Source organism: Microbacterium sp. HJ5, from assembly GCF_054824025.1.
Genome location: NZ_JSYE01000021.1, coordinates 99,888 through 121,939, shown reverse-complemented (window position 1 = coordinate 121,939; position 22,052 = coordinate 99,888). Strand labels below are relative to the sequence as shown.

Sequence of the window (22,052 nt, the reverse complement as noted above, 5' to 3'; positions counted from 1 at the left end):
GACAAAGCGTGTCTCACTGAGCAGGAATGCGCGGTGGCCGAGACCTCACGGTGGTTCGGCGGCTGTACCACTCGATGGGCCGCACGGTTGCCCGCCGGGAAACCGCGGCGTTAGCGTCCCACCGCCGGCCGACCACCCCGACCCCCAGATCGGGTCGGCTGACATCCCCCAGGGTCGCCCGACGGACGCAAGCCCGGCGGACGGCCGATCAATGACGATCAAGGAGTCAACGCGATGCGCAAACGACTGACCACGAGGCTGGGAACGGCGGGGGTGGGAGCACTGCTCGTGCTCGCCCTGACTGCGCCGCCCGCCTACGCTCTGGCACCGAAGGTCGAGCCGGCCGGGCCTTCGGAGCTCACCGGCGTCGAGCCGACCGGCGCCGATATGCCGACCGTCGGGGGGAACCTGGGCAACCAGCACTACTCCGGACTGACTCAGATCACCAAGCGGAACCTGAAGGACCTTGCACCGACGTGGCGGACGCACGTCTCCGAGGTGGCGCCGGCGTCGAACGACACCGGACAGCAGACGACCCCCATCGTGGTGGACGGGATCCTCTACCTCGACACCCCCAGCGGCGGAGTGATCGCCGTGGACGGCGCGTCGGGCGAACCGGTCTGGAAGTGGGAGAACAGCGTCTACGGGCTGTCGGGCACTCGGCGGGGCGTGTCGGCGGGCGAGGGGCGGATCTACACGCTCGCGGGCGGGAACCGGGTCGTCGCGCTCGACCAGGCCTCCGGCGAGGAGCTCTGGGCTGCGCAGCCCGTCGGTCCGCAGGGCGAGGACCTCGGCCGGGTCGGAAAGGTCGCGACCGTCTATTACGACGGCATCGTCTACGCCCACGCGGCGGACGGCGACCGAGGAGCGGTGGTCGCCCTCGACGCGAGCGATGGCTCGTACCTGTGGCACTTCTTCGGCGGCCCCAAGCGGGGCGAGCAGTTCACCGGGGTGAACGGCGAGACCTTCAATGCGTCCGAGACGTGGGGGCCCGTGCTTCCCGACGGGACCGACTGCGCCGAAGAAGGAGGCGCGACGTCGTGGATGCACGGCGCCGTCGACCCCGAACTCGGGCTGTACATCATGACCTTCGGCAACGCCCGCAGCTGCAACACGTCGCAGGACGGCTCGCTGCGACCGGGCGACAATCTGTTCTCGAGCACGATGGTCGCCGTCGACGCCGCGAGTGGCGACTACAAGTGGCACTATCAGTCGATCCGGCACGACGTGTGGGACATGGACAACGTGCACCCCCCGACCCTCGCCGACATCGTCGTGGACGGTGTGGAGCGGAAGGTCGTCTTCTACGGCAGCAAGTCGGGACACCAGTTCGTGGTCGACCGCACGAACGGCGAGCCGGTCCTGCCGGTGATCGAGAAGGAGATGATCACCGACTCGCGACAGGCGCACGCCGAGACCCAGCCCTTCCCCGAGACGCGACTGCTCCCGGAGTGCCTGGTGTGGGAGAAGCTCGACCCCGAGAACATCCCCGGCGACCCGTGGCGAGGCGTGCCGAACTACAACGGCTACCAGCCGGACGAAGCCGGGAACCTCGTCTTCAACCCCGACAGCTACGTCAAGGTGGACGAGCCCTTCCTCAGCTACCCCGAAGGATCATCCGGACACCGCGAGGGCTGCATGTACGACCCCCAGTGGGACGTTCCGATCCTGTCCACCACCAGCCAGAACGGCGGCGGCGACTGGTCGAACCACTCGTACAGCCACAGCACCAACCTGGTGTACTTCCCCTACGGCACGAACCCGGTCGCGCACTACAACGGCGCCTCCGCGAACGGCCTGCGGGCGATCGGTCAGTACCAGACCGGCGGCATCCTGGCGTACGACGCCTCGACGGGTGAGGTCGCCTGGACCAACCACCTCGGCACCGACATGTCGCACGGCCAGGGGCCGCTGACCACGGCATCCGACCTGCTCTTCGTCGGGCAGATCGACGGACGGGTTCTGGCGATGGATGCTGTGGACGGAGACGTCCTCTGGCAGTTCCAGACGGGCTCGGGCATCGCCGCGGCCCCGGTCACCTACGAGATCGACGGGGAGCAGTACGTCGCCGTCTTCGCCGCAGGCTCGACCAACCCCTACGGCGGCACGGTGACCGAGGGCGACTCGCTGTGGGCGTTCAAGCTCGGCGGTGACTTCACGACGGACTCGGGAAGCCAGGAGGGCCCCCTCACCGGACCGCTGGCCATGCGACGCCCCGTCAGCGGCGCAGGCGTCGCGGGCGAGACGGTCGGCAACACGGTGCTGCTCGCGCGCAGCAGCCGCACGGCCGATACGGCCGCCGCGCGCGACAGCGTGTCGACCAGCGGAATGCAGCCGACCCACCTGCGCGTGCCCGTGGGGACCACGGTGACATTCCGCAACCCCGGGGCCGAGACGTTCCCGAACTTCCCCAACCTGAAGCCGCACTGCGCCACGCAGTTCTTCGAGGGGGAGTTCAACGTCAAGCTGCAGCCGGGGGAGACGTACCAGCACACGTTCGACCGTGCGGGCGAGTACTTCTTCAACGACTGCACCGACCCCCGCCCCACCGGGAAGATCGATGTCTACCTCACGCCTCAGGACCAGCCCGGAGCGCTGAGCTTCACGCCCGGTCGTCTCGATCTGGGGTCGGGGACGGGGCTCTTCACCGGGGTCAACGGGAAGGTCACCGCGCAGTTCGAGGTGCCAGCCGGATACTCCTACGACAGCGGGGCGGTTCTCGTCACGCCTCTCGGAAAGCAGCCGATCCCCGCGGCGAAGGTCGTCGGGAACAAGAACCGGATCATCGTCCAGTTCGCGGCCGCCGACGTCGACAACAATGTGCCGACGGGTGAGGTCGACCTGACGCTGAGAGTCAATGTGCTCAACGCCGACGGTGTGCAGCAGCAGCTCTCGTCGAGCGCAACGGTCACCGTCCGCAAGTAGACGCTCGCGCTTCTCCACGGTCCGCCCCCGCCCGCCAGGACGGGGGCGGACCGCCGTGTGCGGGCGCTGTCCCATTCGGCGAGACTCGTCTTTGCACCCGAGGGATCAACGACCAGAGTCTCAGGGGCGGCGATGTGCGCGCACACGCTGGTCCTGCATCAACAGAGAGGTTGGCAATGCACCCTGACAGCGTGGCGGAGGCGCCATGACGGACAACCAAGGGCCCGTCCCCGAGCCGGAGGACCGCCGTCCCGAGGACGCCGAGCGGAAGGCTTCCGAGGCGGACCTCGAGGGCTCGATCTACCCGCAGACGAATACGTACTACACCACGCCCCGGCTCAATCAGGGCGTGCCCGCCGACCCGATGTTCATCCGCGTGCTCTCCGCGATCGAGATCACGATCGGCGTGACGCTCTTCGCGTTCATCATCTTCGGGGTGATGTACCAGGTGCTGGGTCGGTACTTCCCTTCGGTCAGCTGGGTGGGAGCGGGCGAGCTCGCGCTCCTCTCGATGATCGCCCTCACCTTCATCACGACGGGCTACCTCGTAGGCCGCAACGGTCACATCGTCCTCGAGATCTTCGACGAGCTCCTCGCGGGCACGAAGCTCTTCGTCGCCCTGCGCGTGATCTCTGCCGTGATCATGGTCATCACGAGCATCGCCCTCGCCTACGAGGCGTGGGTGAAGATCGAGACGGAGTGGGGTCGACTGAGCGCGGCGATGCACCTGCCGCTCGGCGTGATCTACGTCTTCGCGCTGATCGGGTTCGTCTCGGCCGCTATCCACTCGTCCTTCAAGATCCCCTACGCCCACCGCCCGGAGCGCAAGCTCGACATCGGCGAGATGGAGGGCTGACGCATGGATCTCTGGCTCTACATCCTGCTCTTCGTCGTCTTCCTGCTCCTCCGCGTCCCCGTCGCCTTCGCGATGATCGCGTCGAGCATGCTCTACTTCTACAGCCACGGGCTCTCGGCGGGATACGCCATCTCGTCGATCGTCAACGGCATCAACAGCTTCCCGCTCCTGGCGGTACCGCTGTTCATCTTCGTCGGCTCCATCGCCAACAACCTCGGCATCGCCACGCGGCTCTACGATCTCGCCCGCGCACTGCTTCCCCGTCTTCCGGGCAACCTGGCGTACGTGAACCTCGGCACCGCGATCGGGTTCTCGTGGATCAGCGGGTCGGCGCTCGCCGATGCTGCGTCCACCAGCAAGGTGCAGATCCCGCAGATGCTCAAGGCGGGCTACCCGTACGGCTTCTCGGCCGGTCTGACAGCATCGGGCTCGCTGATGAGCACCATAATGCCGCCGAGCATTCCGGCCGTCCTCTTCGCGGCGACCGCGTCGATCTCGACCGGCGCGCTCTTCGCGGGGTCGATCGTCCCCGCGATGCTGATGGCGCTCGGACTCGCGGCATACATCTTCATCTGGGTGCGTCGCCACCCCGACATCGCTGCGAGCCGACCGTTCGACGGAGGGATGCTCGGGAAGGCTGCGGCGCGGGTGATCGGCCCGGCGATGCTGCCCGTCATCATCCTGGGCGGCATCTTCAGCGGCCTGTTCACCGCCACCGAGAGCGCCGGCATCGCGGCGGTGTACATGCTCTTCCTGGGTGTCATCTACCGGACGCTCAACTGGAAGGTCTTCTGGAAGTCCGCGAAGGAGACGGTCGTGATCTCGGGCGGCATCCTGCTGATCCTCGGCGCATCCAATCTCATGGGCCAGGTGCTCGCTCGCGAGCAGGTGTCTCGTGCGCTCGGCGAGTGGCTGACCGGCATCACCGACAACCCGATCGTGTTCCTTCTGCTGCTGAACGTGCTGCTGATCCTGCTGGGCATCCCGCTCGAGGCGCCGCCGGTGATCCTCGTGCTCGTGCCGATCCTCATGCCGATCGCCACGCAGTTCGGCATCGATCCGGTGCAGCTCGGTGTGATCATGATCCTCAACCTGATGATCGGTTCGCTGACACCACCGGTCGGCGCCGTGCTGTTCGTCGTCGGGTCGATCACACGCAGACCGATGGGCGAGCTGTTCCGCGGCATCCTGCCCTTCCTCATCCCGCTCGGCGTCGTGCTCCTCCTGCTCACACTCTTCCCGGTCATCGTGACGAGCCTGCCGACTCTGCTCGGCTTGATGTAGCGACGTTCCCGGCGAGGTCCGCCGTGACGCTCCCGGCGTCGCGGCGGACCTCGGAATCTCAGGAAGAAGGTGGTGCGCATGCCCCGTAGCGTGTTCGTGCTCAACGGTCCGAACCTGAACATGCTCGGCGCTCGAGAACCCGAGCTGTACGGGCGCGCGACCCTCGACGACGTGCGAGAGGACTGCAGCCGAGTGGCGACGGAGCTGGGTCTCGACCTGACGTTCCGGCAGACGAACGCCGAGCATCAACTCGTCGAGTGGGTGCATGACGCGTTCCGGTCACAGTCGGCCGTGGTCATCAACCCGGCGGCGCTGAGCTTCAACTCGGTCGCGTTGCTCGACGCGCTCCGCATGCTCACGACGCCTGTCGTCGAGGTGCACATCACGAACATCCACGCGCGAGACGCCGTCCACCAGCACTCGCTGATCTCGACCGTCTCGCGCGTGGTGATCGCGGGCGCCGGCGTCTTCGGCTACGAACTCGCGCTGCGCGCGGTTGACCGCCTCGTGCCCGCGGAGGCCGCGTCCTGAGACCTCAGCCGCGCGCCAGGGCGTCGGCCGCCTCGATCCCGAAGACGAGCGCCTTCGTCAGCGCGGTCCCGGTCATGTACGACGCGCCGTGGAAGCCGCCCACGACCTCTCCGGCCGCGTACAGTCCGTCGATGCGCGAGCGGTCCACCCGAAGCACCGCGGCGTCGGGCGCCACGGTGAGCCCGCCGTAGGTCGATGTCATCGCCGTGACCGCGGGGTAGGCGTAGAACGGCGGCTCCAGCACCGGAACGAGATCGCCGACGCCGTTCACCAGGCCCACGCGCCCGAAGACGTCGCGACCGCCTCCGGCGGCCCGGTTGTAGTCGGCGACGGTGCGCTCGAGCGTCGCCCGCGGAATGGCGAGCGCTTCGGCAAGGGCACGGATCGTCGGCGCGCTGACCAGATGGCCGAGCTCCTCGATGCGGTCGATGTCCGACAGTGGCACACCCGGCCGGGACCGCGCACGGACGACCGCGTCGAAGACCTGGCAGGCAGCCGCCCCCGGCTGCGCCAGGACGGCAGACCCGAGGATCTTGTAGGACAGCGACTCGTCGATGAACCGCTCGCCGTGGGCGTTCACCAGGATCGCGCCCAGGTAGTTCGCCGTGAGCAGCTCGTGCTCATCGTCCGTCGTCTCGGCGTGCTGCCCGTACGTGCCGGCGATGTGGCCGACATCGGCGAGACCGGCGCCGTGACGCCACGCCATGCGCAATCCGTCGCCCGAGTTCCCGGGGCCGCCGTACGGCATCGCCGCGGCCTGGTGAGGGACGAAGAGCTCGATCAGCTCACGCGAGCGGGAGAAGCCGCCGGTCGTCAGGACGACCCCGTCGACCGCGCGGAAGACGGAGCCGCCGCTGCGGACGCCGGAGACGCGGTCCCCCTCGACGACGAGTTCGTCCGCGCGACGGGCGAGCAGGATCTCGGCACCGGACTCGACGGCGCTCGCTCGCAGGAACGCGAGCAGGGCGCGGATCCGGACCAGGTGCGCGCGCGCACGAGTCATGCCGGCACTCACCTTGAGCTCGTCGGTCCAGGCCGCTGCGCGATCGATGACGTCGATCCCGACCGCCTGCCGCGCCACCATCGCAGCGAGCAGCCGAGGATCGGCCGCTCCGCCCCCGCTGGCCTCCATGTCGGAGAGGAAGATCTCGTCGGAGTCTGCGACGCCTACGCGCCGCTGCAGATCTGTTCCGGAGAATGCGAACCATCCGCCGCTCATCGCGGAGCTTCCGCCCAGCGTGTCGCGCTTCTCGAGAAGCGCAACGCGCCGCCCTGACTCCGCGAGCCGGTGAGCCGCGGCCAGCCCCGCCAGTCCTCCGCCGACGACCACCGCGTCGAACTCCGCGGCTCCGGTCATCGAGCGCCCTCCGCCCGGCCGAGGATCATCGGCCCGCCTGAGCCTGCGCGTCGGCTCTGAACCGCGCGACGTCGACCGTGGCGCCGGTATGCGCCGAGCGGGCAGCAGCCTCGACGAGCGCGAGCGTGCGGGAGGCGTCCTCGGCGGATACGAGCGGATCCTCCCGGCCGTGCACGACGCCCAGGAAGTGCTCGAGCTGCGCCTGGAAGGACCCCCGCGGGGCTACCGGGAGGTACGTGCGCGACAGCGGCGAGTGCCAGTCCGGTGACACCGACGGACCGTAGCCGTAGTGTGCGAGATTCGGCACCGAGAGGGCGCCGCGAGTGCCGACCACTCGATACGCGACGCCGTCGGGGAAGTAAGGGAACGAGAGCGTCTCCTCGGTCGACTGGTCCCAGCCCCACGGCGACACGCCCGCATCCGAGGCGAGGAAACTGCCGACCGCTCCACTCTCGAATCGGAGGCTGAGCGACACCGTGTCTTCGACGTCGAGTCCCCGTGCCGCGGTGCTCGCCATCGCCTGCACCTCGGCGACCTCCCCGCACAGATGGCGCAGGAGATCGAGGTCGTGGACGGCGTTGATCAGCATGACGCCCGCTCCTGCTTCACGATGCCAGGGGATGTCGTCGAAGTAGGCGTCCTCTTTGCGGGCGGACCACAGCCCGCTGACAGCCACGAGGCGGCCGAGCGCACCGTCGTCGAGGGCCTCCCGCGCCCGTGCGATCGCGGGATGATGTCTTCGATGGTGGCCCACCAGAAGGCGGCCCCGCAGCCGCTCGACTTCGTCGACGAGCCGCAGCGACGAGGCGTAGTCGCCGGCGATCGGCTTCTCGAGCAGCACGGCGACCCCCGCACGAAGGCACTCGATCGCGGTGTCGACGTGAAGGGCGGTCGGGTTGGCGATGATGACCGCGTCCACGGCGCCGTTGGCGAGCAGCTGTGCGGTCGTGCCGAAGTGCGGGCAGTCGAGCTCCGCCGGGTCGAGCGCGGCCGGATCGGCGACGGCTACGAGCTCCACGCCGGGTGCCGCTCGCACGAAGTCGATGTGCTGGCGCCCCATGAAGCCGGCGCCGATGACCCCGAGCCGCGTGGACGGCAGCCGGCCGCTGTGTACCCGTTCGCCAGTCATGATCCGACTGAGCGTATGGCACGATGGACCGCATCATCCTCGTCGTCCCATTCAGTGGCCGGGCGCCCTGAGCCGCGGTGCGAACGCCTGTTCCACTCGACGGGACATCGCTTTGCGAACGCATGCGAGTCCGAGAGAGTCGGCACTGCCACAGGGCCGTGATCGGCGCCGTCGACGGGATTCCTTCGACTTGCACTTCCCGACGCCACGCGGTCATCGAACGTCACGTCCGCACCTGCACGACGACGTGCACAGAGTAAGAGGAGAGTCACATGGGCACAGCCCGATCGACGCGCCGAGGTCGCCTCGCCGCGTCGGTGCTCGCAGCATCAGCCCTCATCGTCACCGGCTGCGCCGGTGGCGGCGGTGGTGGAGGCGGGAGCACCGAGCCCGGATCCGATTCAGCGAACGAACCCGTCACGCTGACCGTGGCGACGAGCCAGAACGAGGAGACGCCGAACTACTACTGCGGCGTCGAACTGCTCCAGGAGCGCCTGGAGGCCGCCGACATCGGCTTCACCGTGGAGCTGTTCCCGGCCAGCCAGCTCGGCCCGGACGCCGACCGCTTCCCCCTCGTACAGGCCGGCGACATCGACATCGACCTGCAGGGCGCCTCCGCGCTCAGCTCGACGTTCGAGCCGATCGGGGTCGTCGACGCGGCGTACGCGTTCGACGACGTCGATCATGCGTTCCAGTGGATCGACGAGGGGTCGGAGGACCTGTTCACCTCGTTCCACGAGGCGACGGGCGTCAACATCGTCGACGGGTGGTTCTTCGGCAACCGTACGTTCACCACGAAGGATGTCGAGGTCCGCAGCCCCGACGACCTCGCGGGGATCCCGATGCGCTTCCCGAACTCGCCGCAGTTCCTGGCCAACGCCGAAGCCCTCGGCGTCGACAACCCCGTATCGGTCGCCGTCGAGGAGGTCTACTCCGCGTTGCAGCAGGGCATCGCGGTCGGTCAAGAGAATCCGATCGTGGCCACGCGGTCCTCGAGCTACGACGAGGTGCTGAACACGGCGGTCCTCAACGACCACAACGTGGGCATCCACTGGCTCATCGTCAGCGACAAGACCTACGAGAAGATGAGCGACGAGCAGGCCGAGCTGCTCGAGCAGACCATCCACGAGATCCGTCCCGAGAACCGCACGTGCGTCGAAGAGGCGACGGAGGAGATCCTCGACGAGTACCGCGAGGATGACGCCTTCACGGTCATCGAGAAGGAGGACATCGACATGGACGCCTTCATCTCGCAGGCCGAGGAGTTCTTCCAGGGGTACTACACGGGCGAGAACCTCGAGGCCTACCAGGCCATCCGCGACATGGCGGGCTGACAGCCGTTCCGGCTGCGAGGGGGCGGGTGCTTCGGCATCCGCCCCCTCTATCGTGCTCCGGTCTCATTCCGAGCGGGTCGAGGCGGCCATCCGGCTCAGGGTCGCAGCGGCGGCCCGCACGGACGGCCCCATCCGGTCGGGTGTGACGGCAGCGGCATCGCCGGCGACCGAGATCGCCGCGATCGGGACGTCCGCGTACCCGAGAACGGGACTGGCCGCGCACGCGCGTCCGATCACGCACTCTTCGACCTCGACGGCGACGCCGTGACTCCTGATGCGTCGGAGTTCGGCAACGAGAAGCTGGGGATCGGTGATGGTGTGCGCGGTCCGCCGCGACAGGCCCGTCCGGATCACCCGGTCGACCACGTCCCGCGGGGAGTAGGCCAACAGCGCCTTCCCCAGCGCGGTCGTGTGCGCTGGAAGCCGGCCGCCGATCGTCGCATGCGGCCGGAGCGTGGGTGCGCTGCGCACGATGGCCACGAAGACGACATCGGCGCCGTCGAGGATGGCGAGCTGGACGGACTGACCCGTGAGATCCCTGAGCTCGCTCATCACCGGCTGGGCGAAGCGGCGGAGTCTGCGCGGCTGGTCCACGGTTTGGCCGAGCTCGAAGAGCCGGACACCGAGATAGAACTTGTCGCCCTCGCGGTCGAGGAAGCGCTGCTCCACGAGCTCCGCGGCGATCCGGGAGACCGTCGACTTGGGGATGTTCGCCCGGCGCGCGAGCTCGGACACGCCGAGCCCTCCGTCCTGCTCGCCGAACGCCTCGAACACCGCGGTCACGCGGTCGAGGACGCTGACCGATTCGGTCCAGTCGGCGGTGCGCACGTCACGCCGCCGCGAGGCGACGCGTGACCGTCGCGCCGGCGGCGCGGACGAGCGGCGACACGCCGGCAGGGTCCATGGCGCCGCTGGGGCCGGCGATCGAGATCGCGCCGAGGACGACGCGGTCCGGAGACATCACGGGAGTCGCCACGGCCGCGATTCCGGGGTAGGACACATCGATGTCGGTGGCCAGCACGGCGGCGCGGACGTGGGTGAGCTCGTCTCGGAAATGCGCAGCCGCCTCCTCTACGAGCGGGGCTGCGATGCGGTTCACCACGCCCGGATCGGCGCAGAAGGCGAGATAGGCCTTGCCGCTCGCCGTGGTCAGAGCCGGCGAGCGCATGCCGGCCCGCGCCGGAAGCATCGGGAGCCGGCCGGGCACGGCGGCGATCGCGACCATGTCGCTGCCCTGCTGGACCCACAGCCCGACACGTTCGCCCGTGGCGTCGCAGAGGTTGCGGATGACGGGCCCCGCCGCGGCGAGCAGTCGGCGGGGCAGGCTCGCCCGCGCCCCCAGCTCGAACAGGCGCAGACCGAGGACCACCCCATCGTCGGACCTGTCGAGGTATCGCTGCGAGGTGAGATCCGCCACCATGCGCGAGGCGGTCGACTTCGGCAGCCCGGTGTGCAGAGCGAGGTCGGTGATCGTCACCGGACCGCCGGATTCCTTGACAGCATCGAGGATGGCGATCATGCGGCCCAGAACCGAGTTGGGCGGAGCAGGCTCGGACGCGGGTGTGTTCCATTCGGCGAGACGTGTCATCGCGCAGCCCTCCGCACCAGGTTGAATCAGCATTGATCGGCCCTTACACCGAACGTACTAGTTAGTACGCATCCCTGCAATGCTGTGGAGCATTCGATCCGACACCGACGGGGGTGTCGCCAGAAAGGTCTCATGCGCACGTCGATCGCCACGGTCTGCTTGAGCGGGACACTCGACCAGAAGCTCCACGCGGCGCGCGAAGCCGGGTTCGACGGGGTCGAGATCTTCGAACCGGACCTGGTGGCGTCACCGGAGTCCCCGGAGGCGATCCGCGACCGCGCGGCGGAACTCGGGTTGACGCTCGAGCTGTACCAGCCGTTCCGGGATTTCGAAGGCGTGGGGCCCGATCTGCTCGCGCAGAACCTTCGCCGCGCGGAGGCGAAGTTCGGCCTCATGAACCGGCTCGGCATCGACACGATGCTGCTGTGCAGCAATGTCGCCACCGCGCGAAGCGGTGACGAGCAGCTGGCGGCGACGCATCTGCGCCGCCTCGGCGACCTCGCGGAGTCGTTCGACGTCAGGGTCGCCTACGAGGCGCTCGCGTGGGGACGGTTCGTCGACGACTACGAGTCGGCGGCGCAGATCGTCCGCCTCGCCGACCACCCGAGCATCGGCAACTGCCTCGACAGCTTCCACATCCTCTCGAAGGGTCACAATCCCGAGGCGATCGAGACCATTCCGGCCGAGAAGATCTTCTTCGTCCAGGTCGCGGATGCACCGCTGCTGTCGCTCGACGTGCTGTCATGGAGTCGCCACCACCGCCTGTTCCCGGGTGAGGGCGCGTTCGATCTCGGCACCTTCATGGCGCATCTCGTGCGCACGGGTTACGACGGCCCGGTCTCACTCGAGATCTTCAACGACACGTTCCGCCAGTCCGATCCCGCCGCCACCGCGGTCGACGCCCGCCGCTCCCTGCGCTGGCTGGAGGACCGCACGGCCGATGCCCTCGCCCGCACCGGCGGGAGCCGGATCGGTCGGATGACGACCACGCCGCTCCCCCACGTGGATCCACCGTCCGACGTGAACTACGTCGAACTGCGCACACCCGATCGCGACGGACTCCGCGACCTCCTCACCCAGCTCGGCTTCCGCACGCACGGCGCGCACCGCACGAAGGAGGTCGAGCTGTGGTCGCACGGCGCGGCAAGGGTGATCCTCGGCGCGCCGGACTCGCGGAACCCGCAGCCCACCGTCGCGGGGCTGGGCCTGTCGGTCGGCGATCCCGCCACGGCTGTGCGGCGGGCGACGGAGCTCCTGGCGCCCGAGGTGCCGCGGCAGCAGAGCGTCGACGACGAGCCGCTGGCCGGTGTGCGCGCACCGGACGGGTCCGAGGTCTTCTTCGGGGCGGTAGGCCGCGGCGAACCGGACTGGGTGCGCGAGTTCGGGCGACCCGCAGCAGCGGATGCCGGCATCATCCAGCGCGTCGATCACGTCAACCTCGCGCAGCCGTGGCAGCACTTCGACGCGGCGGTGCTGTTCTTCCAGTCCGTCCTCGACCTGCGGGTGGATGCCTCCGTCGAGGTTGCCGCGCCGGTCGGACTGATCCGCAGCCAGGTGCTGCGCAGCGCCGACGATGTCGTCCGGATCGCTCTCAATCTCGTCCCGTCGGCGGCTAGCGAAGACGCGATCCTGCCGCAGCACGTCGCGTTCGCAGCATCCGATGTCCTCGCCGTCGCCCGCTCGGCGCGGGCGCGCGGATTCACCCCGCTCCAGATCCCGGGGAACTACTACGACGACATCGCAGCACGGCACCGCATCCGCCCCGAGCTGCTCGACGAATTGAAGGAGCTGAACGTGATGTACGACGAGGACGACACCGGCGTCTTCCTCCACTTCTACACGCCGCCCGTCGGAACGGTCTTCCTCGAGGTGGTCGAGAGGCGGGGCGGGTATGCCGGCTACGGCGCGGTCAACGCACCGGTGCGGCTCGCCGCGCAGTACCAGCAGCGCGACAGGCGGCAGCGGCAGGAGCCGACGGCATGATCAGGCACGTCGCCGTCTTCCGTTTCGTACCCGACTTCACGGCGCACGAGCGCGACCGCTGGATGGCGCTCGTGCGTGCCCTGCCCGGCAGCATCCCCGAGCTCAGGCGCATCAGCATCGGCGCGGACGTCGTGCACGGACCGTCTTCGCACGAGATCGCGCTCGTCGCCGATTTCGACGACCTCGCCGGACTCGACGCCTACACGCGCCATCCCGCGCACGCCGAGATCCTGGCCATCTCCGGCCCGGTGAAGACGTCTCTCGCGACGGTCGACTTCGAGATCACGGAGGAGACGTGACCCGCGGCGCCCACGCGGACCGGACGGCGCCCGAGCCGGGCGCGCGCCAATTCCTCGTCGGGCTCGTCGGCGAAGGCATCGGCGCCTCACTCACTCCCGCGATGCACGAGGCGGAGGCGCGTCGTCTCGGTCTCGACTACGAGTACCGCATCCTCGATCTCATCGAGCTCGGACGGCCTGCGAAGGAAGTCGGCCAGATCCTGGCCGAGGCAGCCGCCGGCGGCTTCGCTGCGCTGAACATCACCCATCCCTGCAAGCAGCTGGTGCTCGATCTCGTCGACGATCTGGATGCGGATGCTGCGCACCTGCGCGCCGTGAACCTCGTCGTCTTCAGAGACGGCCGTCGGATCGGATACAACACCGATTGGATGGGCTATCGCGACGGACTGGCAGCGGGACTCGCAGGCGCCTCGTTCGACCGCGTCGTGCAGATCGGATGCGGCGGGGCAGGTGCCGCCACCGCGTACGCCCTGCTCTCGCACGGCGCCCGACGACTCGACCTCGCCGACGCCGTCCCGCAGCGAGCGAGCGACCTCGCACAGCGCATGGCCGCGCACTTTCCGCGGCAGCGCGTGAATGCGATCGAGCCGATGCTGCTCCCGGCGGCGATCGCCGCCGCGAGCGGGGTCGTGCACGCCACGCCCCTCGGCATGTTCCATCACCCCGGTGTGGCCTTCGACGTCGGGATGCTGCGACCCGAGGCCTGGGTCTCGGATGTGGTCTACCGCCCCCTCGAGACCGAACTGCTCCGCCGGGCCGCAGCCGCGGGCCATCCGGTCCTCGACGGCGGGCGCATGGCGGTCGGCCAGGCATGCGCTAGTCTCCGAATCATCACCGGAGCCGAGCCCGATCCCGAGCGGATGCGTGAGCACTTCCGCACGCTCATCGGCGCCGAAGCGCACGGCGACCGCCGAAGGGACGATCGATGACGGATCCGCTCACAGACGAGCGCAACGGCGCCGCCACCGACCGAGCGGTGCGGACACGCGGAGACATCCTCGAAGTCGCCACGGCGGAGTTCGCCGCGAAGGGCTACGCCGGCGCACGGGTCGACGAGATCGCCGCGCGGACGCGCACGACGAAGCGGATGATCTACTACTACTTCACCTCGAAAGAGGGCCTGTACCTCGCTGTCCTCGAGCGCGTGTACGCGCAGATCCGGCAAGTGGAGCGCGGGATCCACGTCGAGGAGCTCGCGCCCGACGAGGCGCTGCGGACCATCGCCGAGGCCACGTACGACCACCACACCACGCACGAGGCGTTCATCCAGCTGGTGAGCATCGAGAACATCCACCGGGCCGAGCACCTGCGGCAGTCCGAAACGATCCTCCGCGAGAACGCGACCGCGATCACGCTTCTCGAATCCGTCATCAGGCGCGGCGTCCGCAGCGGGGTGTTCCGCGACGATGTCGACGCCGTCGATGTGCACATGATGATCAGCGCCTACGCGTGCTTCCATGTCGCGAACCGGCACACGTTCGCCGCGATCTTCGACCGCGACATGCTCTCCCCTGATCTGCAGGCGTCGCATCGTCGCCTGATCGGCGACATGGTGGTGGCGACGATGACGGATCGTCGCTGAGGCCTCCCGCCTCAGCCGCGGCGCCTCCTCGTGGGCAGTCGGTCGCTCAGAGCCTGGGCGGCGCTGAAGAGCGCTGGAGCGAAGCGCGAGGCGTCGAACACCTCGGCGGACCCCGACACGGAGATCGCGGCGACGAGACCGCCCGACGGCGCGAAGACCGGGACCGCCGCGCACGCCACGTTGCCGGCGAACTCGCCGTCCTCGGTGGCGAGCGCACCGGCCCGGATCTCGTCGAGCTGACGGCGGAGCTCATGCGGATCCGTGATCGTGCTCGAGGTCCACCCTGGCAGACCGGCGGTGAGCACATCGTCGATGTCGCCGCGTGCGGCGTGCGCCAGCGCCGCTTTGCCCAGAGCGGTCGCGTGGAGCGGAATGCGCCCGCCGGTCCGCACTGGCCACGGGACCGGCGACCGCCCGCGCATGACCGCGACGCACACGAGCTCGCGGCCATCGCGCATCGCGAGATGAGTGTTCTGCCCCGTCTTGCCGCGAAGGTCGGCCAGCACCGGCAGCGCAGCCATACGCAACTCCCTCGGCTGGTCCGCGAGCTGACCGAGCTCGAAGACGCGCAGGCCGAGGTGTATCAATCGCCCGTCGCGCTCGAGGTACCGCTGACGCACCAGAGTGGAGACCAGCCGCGACACCGTCGACTTCGGCAGACGGGCGCGCGCAGCGAGTTCGGAGATCCCGAGCCCGCGATCGTCCTCGTCGAACGCCTCGAGGATGCACGTCATCCGGTCGAGAACGCCGAGCGAGTCACCCGCGGCGGCCTCCGCCATCCGTCACGCCACCTGGAGCGCGAGACGGTGCGTGAGAGCGAGCGCCGCGTGGCGCACCAGCGGCGCCACACGTTGAGGATCCATGTCGCTCACCGGACCCGCGACGGAGATCGCCGCGAGCGGCACCCGGTCGGGCGAGAGCACCGGGCTGGCGACGCCCACTACCCCGGGGAATGTCTCGCAGCGGTCGATCGCGACCGACTCGGCGCGGACCGCGTCGAGCTCTCGCTCGAAGGTTCTGCGTCGCTCCGACTCGAGCGCGGTGAGGACGGGGCCCAGGACGAGCGGATCATCGGTGAAGGCGAGGACCGCCTTGCCGAGGGCGGTCGTGATGGAGGGCACGCGGACGCCGGCGCGTGACGGGACGGGACGCAGGCGGCCGCGCACCGAGATCACCGAGAGCATGTCGGGTCCCTCCTGTACTGCGACGTTGAGGTGTTCGCCGGTCGCGTTGAAGAGCTCGGCGAGCACGGGAAGCGCTGCGACGCTCAGCCGGCGGGGAGTGCTGGCGCGAGCACCGAGCTCGAAGAGTCGGAGGCCTATGGAGACGCCTTCGTCGGTGCGCGTCAGATACCGCTGACGCACGAGGTCTGCCACGAGGCGCGACATGGTGGACTTCGGGATACCGGTGGCCAGGGCGAGCTGGGTGATCGTGGTGGAGCCGTGGGACTCGCGGACGGTGTCGAGGATGGCGAGGATCCGGTCGAGCACCGATACGGGCTCGTCTCTGAGCGCGGATCGCATGAGTGCAGTATCCGTCCGGTCGGGAGGGGGCGGCAAGCGAGTGGGGGATGCTGGCTGCCAAGTTCCCACTCAGTGGAACACCGCGGACGAGCACCGGGATCGGTGCACGCGAGAGGGGTCCGGTCCAGGTGCACACTCACCCAGATCGGACCCCTCGCTATGAGGGCGCTCTCCCCCGCGTCCGTCGTCAGGCCGCGCAGAACGGCTTGATGCCCATCGCGCTTTCGAGACCCTCCAGCACGTGCTGCTTGAAGAACTCGTCCCCTGCGAGGGGCGCGTCGGTCCATGCGGCGGCGTCGTGTCCGAGCGTGGTCAGCCACGATCGCCCGCCGTCGTAGTACTGGCACCAGCTGACGGGGTGGTGCTCACCGTGGCCGGCGGCGGTCGCCTCGCTTGTCTCCTTGTCGACCTCGAGGAGCACGTTGACGAAGCTCGGATACGGCACGAGGTTGTACCACTCGTCCTTGAACGCCCAGGTGTCGGGCATGAACGACGTCGAGACGTCCTCGTGGTTGATCGTCTCGACAGTGCCATCGCGGTTCGGGCCGTGGTTGTAGAAGTTGGCGCCACCCAGAAGGCCTTCGTAGTACGGCCAGTGGTACTCCGCACCGAAGGCGTTGTGGATGCCGACGAAGCCGCCGCCGCCGCGGATGTACTGCATCAGCGTGGTCTGGGCCGAGTCGTCGAGCGTGTCGCGATTCGAGCTGAGGAACACGACCGCCTGGTAGTTGTTCAGTCGGAACTGCGAGAGGTCCTCCGTCCAGTCGGCCTTGATCCCGCGCTCTGCCGCCCAGGCGATCAGCGCGGACTGGGCCACGTTGTTGGCGGCGAGCGGCGGATTCAATCCGGCGGCGAGCGGGCTGCCGAGGTGAGCGTGGCGTGGACCGGCAGTGCGGCTCCAGATCAGGATGCGCTTCTGCTCACCCTCGGTCCAGCCGTTGCCCCACTCGTTGTAGCAGTCGGGGTCCACACCGCGACAGACGCCGTAGTCCTTGATCTCGTCGAGGTAGATCTGGCTGGCAGTGGCGGGCTGTCCGCCGAGCCCCTTGCCGTTCCCCTTGTCGTTGTCCAAGGCCGCTCCCCCGACCACGAGTCCCGCGCCGAGTGCGGCTGCGGCGACCAGGGCGACCCCGGAACGTATGACCGATTTCATGTGATCTCCTTTGATCTGGTGCTTGCTCCTCGGACGTCATCGAGCGGTCGGCCCGAGGCTGGTGCGAATGTAGGACGCCGCGGAGATCGGGGGCAAAGCCCGTTCCACCCAGTAAGCCGCGGAACCGCGGCCGATCGTCGCGAGTGACCGCGCGCGGCAGTTCCATTCAGCGGAAGAGACATTGAGCAGCGCCACGACCGGTCAATAGCTTCTGCTTCACGGTGCTCTCGATCTGCGGGAGCCGCCGGACCGAAGGAGTTCCGTTGAGCGAGTCATCAGCGACCGAGCCGTCGACGTCATCGCGCCCACCCGCCGGTTCGCGGGGTCTCCCTCGCGCGGTCGGGCGGATCGTGGCGGCACTGACGACCGCCGTGGCGGTCCTGGCATCCCCGTTGCCACCAGCGGGTGCAGCCGCTGCGGCGACTGAGGTCGATGAGTCCCTCTTCCCGGTCCCGGACGTCCTCGGTCCCATCGCCTCGGAGGTCGGCGACCCCGCCGTCAGGCACACGTTCATGTCGTCGGATCTGGTCAGCAGTCACGATTACCTCGAACAGGAGTACTTCTTCAGCGGCACCGCGAACCGCTACGACGCGACCGTCGCGGGCGGGATCGGGTCGCGGGCCACCCCCTCGCCCACCGCCGCGATCGTCTCCTCCGGCCACCCGTACACCACCCGCATGGTCGTGCGACGTCCGGCAGACGCAGCCGACTTCAACGGCACGGTCGTCGTCGAGTGGCTCAACGCAACGTCGGGCTACGACGTGGAGGCGATGTGGTACCGGACGCATGAGCAGCTCATGCGCTCGGGAACGGTGTGGGTGGGCATCACCGCGCAGAACGTCACGATCTCGAACCCGACGCTCGGGTTGAAGAAGTTCGATCCGATCCGGTACGCGGAGCTGGACCTCACGGCGGGCGGTCAATTCACCTCCGGAGATCCGCTCTCGTACGACGTGTACGGCCAGGGAGTGCAGGCCGTGAGGCACGGAGGCGTGCTCGGTCCGCTCGAGGACGACCTCCAAACGGTGATCGCCGCGGGGGTGTCGCAGTCCGCAGGTCGGCTCTCGGTCTTCACGAACGCGATCCAGACCCGCGGTGAGCCGGTGGCGGACGCGGCGCTTCTGTTCATCGGGGGAGAGCGGATGCGCTCAGACCTTCCGATCCCTGTGTTCAAGGTCTACTCGGAGTCGGAGAACGCCGCCTCCGTGTTCGCCACCCTCCAGCCCGACACCGACATGATGCGAACGTGGCATGTCGCCGGCACGACCCACTCCGACTGGCAGTCCATGATCGTGCGCTACCCCGAGCTCATCCGGGATCAGCCCACGGCCGCCCTCGTCGACACCTGCGCTCAGGGCCCTACCCGCAGTCGCATCCCCGAGCGCTACACCTGGGCAGCCGCGACGGAGCACCTCACCCGCTGGGCGCAGGACGGGGTCGCGCCCCCGACTGCGGAACCGCTCTTCACGCCGCAGGGCACGATCGAGCGCGACCAATACGGGAACGCGCTCGGCGGCTTGCGGCTGGCCCCGGTCCAGGTTCCGATCGCTCGCGCTGTCGCCGGGTGCGGCCTCAACGGGATCTACGTGCCGTTCGACAGCGTGACCCTCGAAGGTCTGTATCCGACCCGCGGCAGCTATCTGGAGCCGTTCCGCCGGGCGGTGGAGGAGAACGTCGCCGACGGGTACGTGCTGCCTGCCGATGGGAAGGAGATGTGGGGCAACGCCGTATCCTCCATCGTCGGACGCGGACTCGCGTGCGACGAACTCTGTGCGAACGTGTCGCAGTTTCCGGCGTTTCCCTCGACCCAGTCGCTTCGGGAGCAGTGGCCGCCTTCTACCTTCCTCACGGCGACCAGCTCGTCGATCTCGCCGATCGGGCCACGCTCGCGGTGGCAAGCGGGCAGACGGACATCGATCGTCGCGCGGCTCACTACGCCAGGGCGGTCGGCTTCCTCGAGCGCTTCCAGGAGCTGTCGGCGGACTTCCAGCGGCGGGATCGTGCGACGAAGGGGCAGGCCGACCTGCTCATCGGCTTCGCCGACGTGCTCATCGAGCGGCTGAGTCCGGCGCACTGAGCAACCGCCGCGGGGATGTGGGCATCGCGCGGGTCACCGGTGGAGAAATCTCGGACTCCGGCGCCCATGCTCCGAAACAGTGAGGCGCGTCGGCAACTGTTTCGAAGGTCACCTCGACGCCCGCCGCCTCGAGCCGCTGCGCGTAGTCGCGGTCCTCGTCATAGAACAACTCGATGTCCGACGCGTGGATCCATTTCAGAGCCGGCCCACGGTCTCGATGTCTTCCCAGAACTCGTGAGCGACCTCGGGCGAGACGGTCGCCCGAGTTGCGGAGATGGCAAGCACGTAGTCGTCCTGAAACGGTCCTGCGGGGTCGTCCACGCCGGATGCAACAGCGCTCTCGAGCGCGGACTGGGACGCTTTGCGAGCGGCGAACTCGATATCGGCGGGCGAGAATCCTTCGGTCATGGTGACCAGCACTTCGACATCGATCCCGACAGCCGCCGCAGGGATGTACCGCCGCCAGATCGCCTCGCGTGCTTCGCCGTCGGGCAGCCCGATCGGGATCACGTAGTCGAACCGCCCGTGGCGGAGGAACGCGGCATCCAGTGAACGGATAAAGTTCGTCGCACAGATCAATAGCCGACCCGGCTGCTCGCGGAAGGCTGGAATGATCTTGAGAAGTTCGTTCGTCACGCCTTGAGTCGGCGACGGCGGTTCACCCTGACGATGCGAGGCGATCTCCTCGACCTCGTCGATGAACACGACGGCGTGGTCGAGCTCGGAAATAGCAGTGAAAGTCTCGCGTAGCGCCCCGGCCAGTCCCCCGGGATGCGACGCCAGGCGTGACGGGAAGACCTCGACGAACGACCACTCCAGTCTTGACGCGATCGCCTTGGCGAACGTGGTCTTGCCGGTCCCGGGAGGACCGAAAAGCACGATCGCTCTGGGTGGCACGACACCAAATCGGTCGGCGAGCTCGGCCTGAGCCAATGGCATGACAACCCGTCGTTCCAGCAAGTCCTTCTCGGCGTTCATCCCGCCGACCGAGTCCCACAGGCCGCGCGGCAGCACACGCCCACCCAGCTCCGCGAGCAGCTTGAGCTCTTCCCGCTGTACTGGGATATGCCGCTCGAAGTAGTGGAGGTCCTGCTTCAGGGCGAATCCCTGATGCAGAAACGCGCCGACCCGAGTCTCGGCGGCCGGCATGAGCGCAGAGAGCTTCGACACCCCGACCCCTGCCATACGTGTCTCGAGAGCGGCGAGCAGCGAAGACCCGATGCCCTTGCCGCGCAGGTGCGCCGCTGTCGCAAGGAACACCACCCAACCCTGAGCGTGAGCGGCCCGTCCGATTGCGGCGCCGACGACTTCCTCGCCGACGACCGCGATAACCGCGTGGTCCTTCGCACACGACGCAAGCACATCCGACAGTCCATAGACCGGCTCTGCATCAGCCGCGAGAACCTGTTCCCAGAGGCGCAGCACGCCGTCGACATCCTCGGCGTGATAGTCCCGGATTCGCCAGCCAGTCATGCGGCCCCCTTCGACTCCTGGATCGAGCGTGACATACGGGAGGTCCGCCGGCCACGGGCGCGCCGGATCGTGGCAGAGAGCTCAGCCGATCAGTTCGCGGAGCTTCTCGAGCTGATACCGCGACACCTCGTCAGCGGTCTCGTCCTCGGCGAACACGTTCGACACGATCAGCGCTTCCTCGCGATCGAGGTACCCGGACGACCGAAGGACCGTGAACAGCTCTTCCCAGTTCACATCGCCGTCGCCGATGCGCAGATGCTGGTGCACTCGAGCCGCGTTGCCCGGCGGGTTGGAAATGTACCGAAGCCCGTGTGAGCGCCCGTGGTCGAACGTGTCGGCGGTGTAGACAGCACCGAGGCGGTCTCCTAGCTCCGAGATGAGGGACGTCGCGCGGTCGCCGTAATGGAACGTGTGTGATGCGACGTAGACGAACCCCACGGCCTTCGAGTTAAGCCCTCGGAGCACGCGCCACGCCTCCAGCCCGTCCTCGACGAAGTCGTCTGGGTGCGGGTCGATGTTGAGGCGAAGGCCCTCGCGCTCGACGATCGGGAGCAGCTCCTCCATCGAGCGGTAGAACGCTGCCTCACTGTCCTCGGAGCGCTCAGGCCGTCCCGAGAACTCGGTGTTGATGACGGGGATACCGAGCTCGACGGCGAGCTCGATGATTCGGCGGAAGTTGCGCACTGCGGCCTCGCGCTGCGGCTCTTCCGGACACGAGATCCGCTGCACGGGGAGGATCGCCGGAATGGTCACCCCGGCATCGCTCACCGCCTTCTTCAACTTCGCGACCAGCTCGTCGTCGGCCTTGGGGTACCGGAAGAACGGGCTGAAGTCGACGTGCGGCGTGAGCTGGAAGTGCTCGTAGCCCAGCCGGGCCACCACATCGGGAAACTCCAGCAACCGGAAGTCGTGGTGGTACGGAGTCGGGTCGAGGGCGATACGGACCATGTTCGATTTC

The 22,052-nt window shown here is 68.4% G+C and carries 20 protein-coding genes; 10 read left to right on the top strand and 10 right to left on the bottom strand.

The features are described from left to right. Positions 1-234: 234 nt before the first annotated feature. The 4 genes from OB08_RS11720 (at position 235) to OB08_RS11705 (ending at position 5,596) form a co-directional block, all read left to right on the top strand. Positions 235-2,925 carry an outer membrane protein assembly factor BamB family protein gene (locus OB08_RS11720; RefSeq protein WP_461474911.1) on the top strand — a complete coding sequence of 897 codons (2,691 nt, stop codon included), beginning with the start codon at positions 235-237 and terminating at the stop codon, positions 2,923-2,925. Positions 2,926-3,130: 205 nt separating this feature from the next. Beyond that, on the top strand, positions 3,131-3,781 hold the full coding sequence (locus OB08_RS11715) for a TRAP transporter small permease (RefSeq protein WP_461474909.1): 651 nt from the start codon (positions 3,131-3,133) through the stop codon (positions 3,779-3,781). A 3-nt stretch (positions 3,782-3,784) separates the two neighbouring features. Continuing rightward, a complete protein-coding gene (locus OB08_RS11710) occupies positions 3,785-5,065 on the top strand; it encodes a TRAP transporter large permease (RefSeq protein ID WP_461474908.1) in 1,281 nt (426 codons plus the stop codon). A 78-nt stretch (positions 5,066-5,143) separates the two neighbouring features. Further along, a complete protein-coding gene (locus OB08_RS11705) occupies positions 5,144-5,596 on the top strand; it encodes a type II 3-dehydroquinate dehydratase (RefSeq protein WP_461474906.1) in 453 nt (150 codons plus the stop codon). 4 nt (positions 5,597-5,600) lie between these two features. Here the strand turns inward: OB08_RS11705 and OB08_RS11700 are convergent, their stop codons facing one another. Together OB08_RS11700 and OB08_RS11695 are read right to left on the bottom strand one after the other, a co-directional pair. Further along, complete coding sequence (locus tag OB08_RS11700; protein ID WP_461474904.1) at positions 5,601-6,953, bottom strand: FAD-dependent oxidoreductase; 1,353 nt, start codon at positions 6,951-6,953, stop codon at positions 5,601-5,603. A gap of 25 nt (positions 6,954-6,978) precedes the next feature. Continuing rightward, the gene (locus OB08_RS11695) at positions 6,979-8,082 is read right to left on the bottom strand and encodes a Gfo/Idh/MocA family protein (RefSeq protein WP_461474902.1); all 1,104 of its coding nucleotides are present in this window, start codon (positions 8,080-8,082) and stop codon (positions 6,979-6,981) included. Positions 8,083-8,354: 272 nt separating this feature from the next. Here OB08_RS11695 and dctP point away from each other — a divergent pair, with 272 nt between their 5' ends. Further along, complete coding sequence (gene dctP / locus OB08_RS11690) at positions 8,355-9,416, top strand: TRAP transporter substrate-binding protein DctP (RefSeq protein ID WP_461474900.1); 1,062 nt, start codon at positions 8,355-8,357, stop codon at positions 9,414-9,416. 63 nt (positions 9,417-9,479) lie between these two features. Here dctP and OB08_RS11685 read toward each other — a convergent pair whose 3' ends face one another. Beyond that, entirely contained in the window at positions 9,480-10,244 is a 765-nt protein-coding gene (locus OB08_RS11685) for an IclR family transcriptional regulator (RefSeq protein WP_461474898.1), read from the bottom strand. A gap of 1 nt (position 10,245) precedes the next feature. Beyond that, positions 10,246-11,004 (bottom strand): IclR family transcriptional regulator, encoded by a 759-nt coding sequence (locus OB08_RS11680; RefSeq protein WP_461474896.1) that lies wholly within the window; start codon positions 11,002-11,004, stop codon positions 10,246-10,248. 132 nt (positions 11,005-11,136) lie between these two features. Between OB08_RS11680 and OB08_RS11675 the strand changes: the two genes are divergently transcribed. Genes OB08_RS11675 through OB08_RS11660 form a run of 4 tightly spaced genes read left to right on the top strand, consistent with a single transcriptional unit; the run spans position 11,137 to position 14,868 of the window. Then, complete coding sequence (locus OB08_RS11675; protein WP_461474894.1) at positions 11,137-12,987, top strand: bifunctional sugar phosphate isomerase/epimerase/4-hydroxyphenylpyruvate dioxygenase family protein; 1,851 nt, start codon at positions 11,137-11,139, stop codon at positions 12,985-12,987. Next, positions 12,984-13,286 carry a Dabb family protein gene (locus OB08_RS11670; RefSeq protein ID WP_461474892.1) on the top strand — a complete coding sequence of 101 codons (303 nt, stop codon included), beginning with the start codon at positions 12,984-12,986 and terminating at the stop codon, positions 13,284-13,286. The genes OB08_RS11675 and OB08_RS11670 overlap by 4 nt, the downstream gene beginning before the upstream one ends. Continuing rightward, entirely contained in the window at positions 13,283-14,215 is a 933-nt protein-coding gene (locus tag OB08_RS11665) for a shikimate dehydrogenase (protein ID WP_461474890.1), read from the top strand. Before OB08_RS11670 ends, OB08_RS11665 begins: the two co-directional genes overlap by 4 nt. After that, positions 14,212-14,868: a TetR family transcriptional regulator gene (locus tag OB08_RS11660; protein WP_461474889.1), complete on the top strand. Its 657-nt coding sequence runs from the start codon at positions 14,212-14,214 to the stop codon at positions 14,866-14,868. Before OB08_RS11665 ends, OB08_RS11660 begins: the two co-directional genes overlap by 4 nt. 11 nt (positions 14,869-14,879) lie before the next feature. On the opposite strand, the gene OB08_RS11655 is transcribed toward OB08_RS11660, so the two are convergent. The 3 genes from OB08_RS11655 to OB08_RS11645 all read right to left on the bottom strand — a co-directional run bounded on the left by OB08_RS11655 (position 14,880) and on the right by OB08_RS11645 (position 17,544). Then, positions 14,880-15,647 (bottom strand): IclR family transcriptional regulator, encoded by a 768-nt coding sequence (locus OB08_RS11655; protein ID WP_461474887.1) that lies wholly within the window; start codon positions 15,645-15,647, stop codon positions 14,880-14,882. 3 nt (positions 15,648-15,650) lie between these two features. Next, the gene (locus OB08_RS11650; RefSeq protein WP_461474886.1) at positions 15,651-16,391 is read right to left on the bottom strand and encodes an IclR family transcriptional regulator; all 741 of its coding nucleotides are present in this window, start codon (positions 16,389-16,391) and stop codon (positions 15,651-15,653) included. Between the two features lie 187 nt (positions 16,392-16,578). Further along, positions 16,579-17,544, bottom strand: a complete 966-nt coding sequence (locus OB08_RS11645) for a ThuA domain-containing protein (protein WP_461474885.1) — start codon at positions 17,542-17,544, stop codon at positions 16,579-16,581. A 263-nt stretch (positions 17,545-17,807) separates the two neighbouring features. On the opposite strand from OB08_RS11645, the gene OB08_RS11640 reads away from it, so the two are divergent. Continuing rightward, positions 17,808-19,607: an alpha/beta hydrolase domain-containing protein gene (locus tag OB08_RS11640; RefSeq protein WP_461474883.1), complete on the top strand. Its 1,800-nt coding sequence runs from the start codon at positions 17,808-17,810 to the stop codon at positions 19,605-19,607. On the opposite strand, the gene OB08_RS11635 is transcribed toward OB08_RS11640, so the two are convergent. From OB08_RS11635 to OB08_RS11625, 3 genes are all read right to left on the bottom strand, one after another. After that, the gene (locus OB08_RS11635) at positions 19,593-19,811 is read right to left on the bottom strand and encodes an alpha/beta hydrolase fold domain-containing protein (RefSeq protein WP_461474931.1); all 219 of its coding nucleotides are present in this window, start codon (positions 19,809-19,811) and stop codon (positions 19,593-19,595) included. The genes OB08_RS11640 and OB08_RS11635 overlap by 15 nt on opposite strands. Before the next feature lie 5 nt (positions 19,812-19,816). Further along, entirely contained in the window at positions 19,817-21,094 is a 1,278-nt protein-coding gene (locus tag OB08_RS11630; protein WP_461474881.1) for an ATP-binding protein, read from the bottom strand. A gap of 81 nt (positions 21,095-21,175) precedes the next feature. Continuing rightward, positions 21,176-22,042 carry a sugar phosphate isomerase/epimerase family protein gene (locus tag OB08_RS11625; protein ID WP_461474879.1) on the bottom strand — a complete coding sequence of 289 codons (867 nt, stop codon included), beginning with the start codon at positions 22,040-22,042 and terminating at the stop codon, positions 21,176-21,178. Between the last annotated feature and the right edge of the window lie 10 nt (positions 22,043-22,052).